Annotated in this window: 1 protein-coding gene; it reads left to right on the forward strand. The window is 37.2% G+C overall.

Annotated elements, in window-relative coordinates; translation table 11 throughout:
* Nucleotides 1-140 precede the first annotated feature (140 nt).
* Nucleotides 141-656 carry a hypothetical protein gene (locus tag QVO51_RS00890; protein WP_015557914.1) on the forward strand — a complete coding sequence of 172 codons (516 nt, stop codon included), beginning with the start codon at nt 141-143 and terminating at the stop codon, nt 654-656.
* Nucleotides 657-677 lie beyond the last annotated feature (21 nt).

The raw sequence follows: 677 nt of genomic DNA on the forward strand, positions 1-677 counted from the left end.
ACAATCTCTGTGCAGTGTTGCTTTATGTATGTTTTGCACTACACAGTACAAAATTGCATTTTTCAGGGCGCTGTGGTATAATGCAAAAGTGAGAGTGAGCGTTCGGCTTGCTTGTGTCATATAGATGCAGGAGGAATCATATGAATGATCCTATTCCAACACACTTAAAAACGATTTTTCGAGTGAACGAACATGAAACAAACGCAACCAATTTGAGTGGAAGTATTGTCTGTGATTGCGGCTGCGAATATTTTACAATCTTGCACAATGAAAACCGCCAATATGATCCATCAATGAGTTATAGTGAACAAGATGGTCTAAAGGTTGTAGCTATATGTAATAACTGCCGTAAGAAACACCTGATATTTGATGAAGCAACACAAGGATACAATGGACTGGTATGCGGTGACTTGAAAACAGCACTGGACAGTGACCTTACAGATTATATTTGCCATAAGTGCGGTTCAACTATTTTTTCAATTTCTCTTAATATTGAAATAGAAGATAAGGAACAATTCATTGAAGAATGTGTGAATGAATATCCTGATAAGTTTTCTCCAGATGATTATGTTGACGCTTTTGACTGGATAGCCATAAATGTTTGTTGTAAAAAATGTTCCAAGGAGGTTGAATGGATTAGTTTGGAGCTTTCCTAAGACAACACCGCACAATCTCTG

The sequence above is a fragment of the Ruminococcus sp. CAG:379 genome (assembly GCF_000434255.1).
Classification (GTDB): Bacteria; Bacillota; Clostridia; order Oscillospirales; family Ruminococcaceae; genus Ruminococcus_F; species Ruminococcus_F champanellensis.